Raw genomic sequence first — 6,325 nt, 5'->3', positions numbered from 1 at the left:
CGACGCGCCCGCGGAGGCGGCATGGCCAAATGCATCCGCTTCCAGGTCGGGCGCAGTGGAGCCGATGAGGCGGGCGAAGGGGGCCTGGGGGGGGACGGGGGAGGGGACTTCGGAGGGGGTTTCTGAAGGGGTTTGCGCAATCTATTTGGCTCTGGCCGAACAGCTCGCCCACCACTGATCCCGACGGTCACCATCTCCGTGCGGCCGACCGCCGCGCAGGAGAAACGATTCGACAGGACAGGGGAATCGGCATGGCCAAGGGCATCCTCGGCAAGATCGGGCGACGTGGCGCCGCCGCGGCGGCCGCAGTGGCACTGGCGGCGGGCGGGGTCGGTCTGGCGGCGGGCAACGCGTCCGCCGACGCCTACTGGTACAGCTTCCCCTACCACGCGAGCGGCCACGGGGTGGGCGTCTACTCGCAGCCGCACGCCAACAACCAGCTGAAGGTGGCCGGCGATCTGTCGTCGGTCGCGGGTTCCCAGGACGAGATCAGGATCGAGTGCTGGGTCACGAGCGACAACATCAACAACCAGGGCGACGTCTGGTACCGCGTGCAGGGCACGTACTCCCCGCGCTACGGCTACTACACCGGCCAGGCCTTCGTCTACGGCGCCTACGTCGACAACTACTGGTACTGGCACAACGAATGGCAGAGCGGCGGGATCGGCCGTTGCCCGTGATGACGGCGTGAACTCGGCTAGGTGTGTGCGCAGCTCCTCGGGCATGCTTTCGGCTCGGAGCAAATGCCTTGCTGTCGGGGGGAGTCGGGCGTGCTGCGTATCGATGTGTCGGCACAGGATCTCGCACGGATCCAGTTCGCTGCGCGGCCGGCGCCGCTCGTCGAGCTGAAGCTCTCGCTCATGATGCTGCGGCGCCCGGACTCGGAGCAGACGTTCGGACGGTGGCGGCGCGGGTTACGGCAGCGCCTGCCCGCCACCACCCGCCCGCTGCGCGACCTGCTCTCCCCTTACCGCGGCCCGGCGTTCCTGGACCCGTTGAGCATGGATCTGCCGACCGGCACGTCCCGGGAACAGCTGAGCCAGGGCCTGCACGACGCCTACAGCGCTGTGCTCGGGGCGGCCTGGCCGCGCGTAACGGCCCTGCACGAGGCCGAGTTCGCCCGTTACGCCCTCAATGCGGCCGAGCGCGGGGTCGCCGGCGCGCTGGCCACGCTGTGCGCGGGCTCCCGGCTGGTCGAGGGCTGCTGGGAGCTCGACGCGCCCTACCAACGGCACGTGGTGTCGGCGGGCCGTGGCCTGGTGCTGCTGCCCACCTTCCACTGGACCATGGCACCGTTGATCGCCGAGAACGAGGGGGAGCCGGTTCTGGTGGTCTACCCGGCCGGTCCGGGCAGTCCGATCGTGCCCGGCGCCGCGGGCGAGGACGCGCTCGCCCTGGTCCTCGGCAGCACCCGAGCGCACACGCTGCGCCTGCTGTCCGATCCGCTGAGCACCAGCGAGCTGGCCGACCGGCTGGGCGTCAGCCGTGGTGAGGCCTCCACGCACGCGGCCGCCCTCCGTGAAGCGGGACTGATCAACACGGTACGCAACGGCCGCGCGGTCCGGCACCAGCTCACGGCACTCGGCACGCTCCTGACCAAGGGGGCGGGCCAGGGGAACTCGTGCGCGTCGCACCGGCCCGCCGTACCGCACTGACCCGCCGGGGGCGGCGGTGTCAGCCCTCGCTGTCGCCCTCGTCCTCCGGGGACAACGAGCCCAGCCGTTCCATCACGGCCGCCGCCAGGTCCAGCACCCCGCGTTCCGTCTCGCCGAGCGTGCCCAGGGCCTGGGCCAGCCAGGCGTCGCGCTCGGCCATGTCCCGCTCCAGCGCCCGCCGCCCCGGCTCGGTGAGCGACAGCACGGACTGGCGCCGGTCGTCGGCGCCCCGCTCCCGCACGATCAGCCCCTCGGCCTCCAGCTCCGCGTAGACCCGGGTGAGCGACTGGGGCCGCTGGCGCTCGGCCGCCGCGATCTCGCCGGGGGTCGTCGGCCCGTGCCGGTGCAGCTGGCCGAGCACGGCGAGCTGGTTGGGGCTGAGCCCGCCGTCCCCACGCTCCTGGCGCAGACGCCGGTTGAGCCGGACGACGGCGCGACGGAGACGGGCGGCTTCGGAGAGATGGTCCGTGAAGGGATGATCCATGCAGAGATGATACGCAAAACTTAGTAGTTCATGCTGCCTTATCGCTGTACGGTCAACATGTGCGCTCAAAACTCATACGCAATGCGTACGAAACTGTGCTGACGATGACGGCGGTCCTGCTCTGCTGGGGAGCCGCCCTGTGGCTGGAGGGCGCGGCCGGACTCCACACGGATGTGCTGGTGCTGGCGGTCGCACTGACCCTCACCCTGTCCTCGACCCAGCGCGCCGCGCCGACGAGCCGCCGCCTCGTGGCGCTCGTGCTGCTGCCCGTGTCGGTCGCCGGAGCGCAGTTCCTGGGCCGGCTGATCATGCACCACTACGCGGTCGGCGCGGCCGTGTTCGCGGCGGGCATCTCGCTGTGCGTCTGGATCCGCCGCTACGGCCCGACGGCGACCAAAATCGGCACGCTGATGACGCTGCCGTTCGTGGCGCTGCTGGTCGTCCCCGGCCCGGCGCTGCCGCGCGCGGCCGAGGGCGGGCTGGCGAGCTGGTCCTGGTCGGCGCTGATCGGGGCGCTGGCGTGCGCCTGCGTCTGGCTGGTCCAGGGCCTCGGCGACCGGTACGGCCCCTGGCGTCCGGAGCCCGAACGGCCCGCGCCGCGCGGAGTGTCCCGGCTCCACCCGCGCCCCAGCACCCGCATGGCCGTGCAGATGGCGGCCGGCGTGGCCCTGGCCTTCCTGTGCGGCCGGCTTCTCTTCGACGGCCACTGGCCCTGGGCGGTGCTCACGGCGTACGTGGTCGCGAGCGGCAACCGGGGCCGGACGGACGTCGTGCGCAAGGGAGTCGAGCGCCTCCTCGGCGCGAGCGCGGGCACGCTGCTGGCCACCGGCGTGGCGGCGATCGGCATCACCGGCCGGGTGTCGGTGGCGGTGACGTTCGCGGTCCTGGCCGTGGCCCTGTGGCTGCGCCCGCTCGACTACGCCTACTGGGCAGCCGGAATCACGACCGCGCTCTCCCTGCTCCTCGGCTACTTCGGCCAGGACGCGGTGAGCCTGCTGCCGACCCGCCTCGCCGCGATAGCCGTGGGGGCGGTGCTGTCCATCGCGGCGGCGTGGTGGCTCCTGCCGGTCCCGGTCAGGAGGCGAAGCCCTCGAGGAACTCGGTCCACGTGGTGGGCGAGAGCGTGAGGACGGGGCCGGTGGGGTTCTTGGAGTCGCGGACGTGGATGGTGGTGGGGTGCGTGGCGACCTCGATGCAGTCGCCGCCCTCGCTGCCGCTGTAGCTGGACTTCCGCCAGGCGCAGGCGAGTTCGATGCAGTCGCCGCCCTGGCTGCCGCTGTAGCTGGACTTGAACCATGTCAGTGCTGCGGTCGTCATGACTCTCCAAGCAGTCCGTTCAAGAGGCGCACGCTCTCGTCGGGAGAGAGCGCCTGTGACCGCAGCATTCCATACTTGTGGTGATAGTCGCTGACCTCGTCGGGATCGTCGACGAGGAAGCTGGCGCGCTGCACCTCAAGGTAGATCAGACGCTCGTACTCCGGTGTCTCCAGCAGGACCATGGGGCCGTCGAGACAGGCGTGCGGTGTCCGGTCCTGGGGCATGATCTGGAAGCTCATGTGGATCGGTTCCGTGTACTCCAGGATCTGGCGGAACTGCTCCCGCATCACTTCCGGACCGCCGACCAGCCGCCGCAGGATGCTCTCCTCGAGGACGAAGTGACCCACGGGCGGCCGGTCCCGCTGCCAGATCAACTGCCGTTCCATACGGGCGTTCACCCACTGCTCGGCCGCCTCACTCCCGAGTGCGGGATACCGGTAGTCGAACACGGCGCGGCAGTACTCCGTGGTCTGAAGCAGTCCCGGTACGACCTGGGTCTGGTACGAGAGGATGCTCACCGCCTCCTGCTCATGATCGACCAGTCCCTGAGCGAACTGCACGATCTTCTCCCGCACCGGCAGCCTGTCCACCAGCACCGCCAACGCCCCACCCGTACCCAGTAGTTCGTCGAACTGCTCGGCCCGGTCCGGCTGGAGTGCCAGCCTCCCCTGCTCGATGGACCCCACGGTGTCCACGTGGATGCCCGCCAGCTCGGCGAACGCTTCCTGGGTCAGGCGGGCCTGTTTCCGGAAGTGCGCCAGCAGCGCCCCGACCGCGTGCCACGAACCGACCTTCTTGGGCTTCCTCGCCACGTACATGGCCGTCCCTTTCCCCCGTGCGCACCCGTAGTCCTCGTAGTGGAGTCGTAGTAACGAGAACTACGACTTCACTCACTGACCCACTCTAGTGACGCACAGTGACACTCGCCTCATGGACGCAGAACCCCAACTCCCCCGCACCCGTGAGGCGTTCTACCGCCGTGACCGCAGATCGGTGCGCCTCGCCCGCCGGTTCGCCCAGGAGACGCTCACCGAGTGGGCGTTCACCGGGCGGAGCGAGGACGTACTGCTCTGCGTGAGCGAGCTGGCCACCAACGTGTTGCTCCACGGCGTCCCCGTCGGCCGTGGCTTCGTCCTCCGGCTGGCCCTCCACGCCGACGGCGCCCTCCGGGTCGAGCTGCACGACAGCGGCGCGGGTGAGGTCCGCACCCCGGACCCGTCACCGTCCCCGGAGTCGGAGAGCGGCCGGGGGCTGCTGCTCGTCGCGGCCCTCGCGGACGAATGGGGCGTGGGGGAGCGGAACCCGGGCAAGATCGTGTGGTGCGAGTTCGCCGAGCGGACCGGCGCCACGGCACAGCAGTGAGCGCCCCCTCTCCTGGATCGGGAAGGGGCGCTCGCGGTGATGCCGGCCGAACCGCCGGAGGTTCACGCGTTCTTGACGGCCGAGATGTCGAAGTTCAGCTTGATCTTGTCGGAGACGAGGACGCCGCCGGTCTCCAGTGCCGCGTTCCAGGTCAGGCCCCATTCGGAGCGCAGGATCTCGGTCTTGCCCTCGAAGCCGACGCGCTCGTTGCCGAAGGGGTCCTTCGCGGCGCCGTTGAACTCCAGGTCGATGGTGATCGGCTTGGTCACGCCGAGGAGGGAGAGGTCGCCGGTGATGCGGTAGTCGTCGCCGCCCAGTGCCTCCGCCTTGGTGGAGCGGAAGGTCATGGCCGGGAACTCGTCGATCTTGAAGAAGTCGGACGACTTCAGGTGCCCGTCGCGGTCGGCGTTGCCGGTGTCGATGCTCGCCATGGTGACGTCGAGCGTGGCGGTGGACCGGTCCGGGTTCGCACCGTCCAGGTGCAGGCTGCCGGTGAAGTCCTGGAAGGCGCCCTTGACGTTGGTGACCATGGCGTGCCGGGCGGTGAAGCCGATCGTGGTGTGCGCCGGGTCGATCGTGTAGTCACCGGTCAGCGCGGTCAGGTCGGGGCCCGTGGCGGTGGTGGTCTTGGGGGTGGCGGTCCCGGGGGTGGTGTCCTTGCGGCCGAAGATGCCCATGGCGTGACTCCAGAGATGTCTGTTGAACGTTAAACGAACTCGATGACTCAGACGGTAGACCCATTCTGTTCGGTTTTCAACATCATCCACAGCGTGTCTTCATCGTCACATGCAGTGACGAGATTCGCCCGCTGGTGGCCCGTGCGGAACCCGGGCGCCATCTGGTCGTCCTCCGGCAGCCGTGCCCCCCGTTCGGACGCGTGCCGGGTCGGCGGGGCGGGCGGCACGTGCGCGGGACTGGCCGTGGCGGACTTCCGGCGGGGCGGTACGGTGGGGGAACCTCGCCGTCTCGGCGAGAGCGGGCCGCCGTGCACGGGAGTGCCGCTGGAGATCGTCTGGGGCCGCCCGGTGTGTGCCGTCGTCCAGGTCGGCGAAGGATGTCGAGGTGCTCGCCGCGGACCGCTGTCTGCGGCTCCGTGTCACCCCGGGGATGGCATGTTCCGGCCGCGAATGTGAGGTGGCTCTCAGGTGGGCCCTTTGTGGCCTCTCCACAACGCCGACGCCCTCTGAGCAGTCGGAAGGGCTGCATGCGGCCAGGGTTCTGTTCACTGGTACCAGGAAAACGGGCCGGAGACTGTACGGAGTCGACGGCTCGCTTTTCTTGGTGTCCTTCGTAAGGTCGCTACATGACCGTTTTGGAAGAGACGACGGGTGAGCCGACCGGCGAGCCGACGGACGCGCGCGGACGGGTCGCCGAGCTGCACGAGATTCGTGCCAGGGCCGTGGCGGGCCCGAGTGAGAAGGCGACGGCGGCGCAGCACGCCAAGGGCAAGCTGACGGCGCGGGAGCGGATAGAGCTGCTCCTGGATCCGGGTTCCTTCCAGGAGGTG

General features: G+C 69.9%; 9 protein-coding genes. 5 read left to right on the top strand and 4 right to left on the bottom strand.

The genetic code is table 11. The annotated features are described in order from the left end of the window. Nucleotides 1-251 precede the first annotated feature (251 nt). Nucleotides 252-680: a hypothetical protein gene (locus ADK64_RS42100; protein WP_053667550.1), complete on the top strand. Its 429-nt coding sequence runs from the start codon at nucleotides 252-254 to the stop codon at nucleotides 678-680. A gap of 90 nt (nucleotides 681-770) precedes the next feature. Then, nucleotides 771-1,655: a winged helix-turn-helix domain-containing protein gene (locus tag ADK64_RS42095; protein WP_053667549.1), complete on the top strand. Its 885-nt coding sequence runs from the start codon at nucleotides 771-773 to the stop codon at nucleotides 1,653-1,655. 19 nt (nucleotides 1,656-1,674) lie between these two features. Here the strand turns inward: ADK64_RS42095 and ADK64_RS42090 are convergent, their stop codons facing one another. Next, on the bottom strand, nucleotides 1,675-2,139 hold the full coding sequence (locus ADK64_RS42090) for a MarR family winged helix-turn-helix transcriptional regulator (RefSeq protein WP_053667548.1): 465 nt from the start codon (nucleotides 2,137-2,139) through the stop codon (nucleotides 1,675-1,677). A gap of 104 nt (nucleotides 2,140-2,243) precedes the next feature. On the opposite strand from ADK64_RS42090, the gene ADK64_RS42085 reads away from it, so the two are divergent. Then, nucleotides 2,244-3,266, top strand: coding sequence for an FUSC family protein (locus ADK64_RS42085; RefSeq protein ID WP_159046480.1), 1,023 nt, complete (start codon nucleotides 2,244-2,246; stop codon nucleotides 3,264-3,266). On the opposite strand, the gene ADK64_RS42080 is transcribed toward ADK64_RS42085, so the two are convergent. Next, complete coding sequence (locus ADK64_RS42080; protein WP_053667546.1) at nucleotides 3,214-3,456, bottom strand: DUF397 domain-containing protein; 243 nt, start codon at nucleotides 3,454-3,456, stop codon at nucleotides 3,214-3,216. The two genes, ADK64_RS42085 and ADK64_RS42080, sit on opposite strands and share 53 nt — an antisense overlap. Then, entirely contained in the window at nucleotides 3,453-4,274 is an 822-nt protein-coding gene (locus tag ADK64_RS42075) for a helix-turn-helix domain-containing protein (RefSeq protein ID WP_053667545.1), read from the bottom strand. The genes ADK64_RS42080 and ADK64_RS42075 overlap by 4 nt, the downstream gene beginning before the upstream one ends. Before the next feature lie 112 nt (nucleotides 4,275-4,386). Here ADK64_RS42075 and ADK64_RS42070 point away from each other — a divergent pair, with 112 nt between their 5' ends. Next, entirely contained in the window at nucleotides 4,387-4,818 is a 432-nt protein-coding gene (locus ADK64_RS42070; RefSeq protein ID WP_053667544.1) for an ATP-binding protein, read from the top strand. 62 nt (nucleotides 4,819-4,880) lie between these two features. On the opposite strand, the gene ADK64_RS42065 is transcribed toward ADK64_RS42070, so the two are convergent. Continuing rightward, nucleotides 4,881-5,495, bottom strand: a complete 615-nt coding sequence (locus ADK64_RS42065; protein ID WP_053667543.1) for a YceI family protein — start codon at nucleotides 5,493-5,495, stop codon at nucleotides 4,881-4,883. 626 nt (nucleotides 5,496-6,121) lie between these two features. Here ADK64_RS42065 and ADK64_RS42060 point away from each other — a divergent pair. Beyond that, on the top strand, nucleotides 6,122-6,325 hold a 204-nt coding region (locus ADK64_RS42060; RefSeq protein ID WP_324614513.1), incomplete at its 3' end, for a carboxyl transferase domain-containing protein.

The organism is Streptomyces sp. MMG1121 (genome assembly GCF_001280015.1).
In the GTDB taxonomy this organism is placed as follows: Bacteria; Actinomycetota; Actinomycetes; order Streptomycetales; family Streptomycetaceae; genus Streptomyces.
This window is presented reverse-complemented; position numbering and strand designations above follow the sequence as displayed.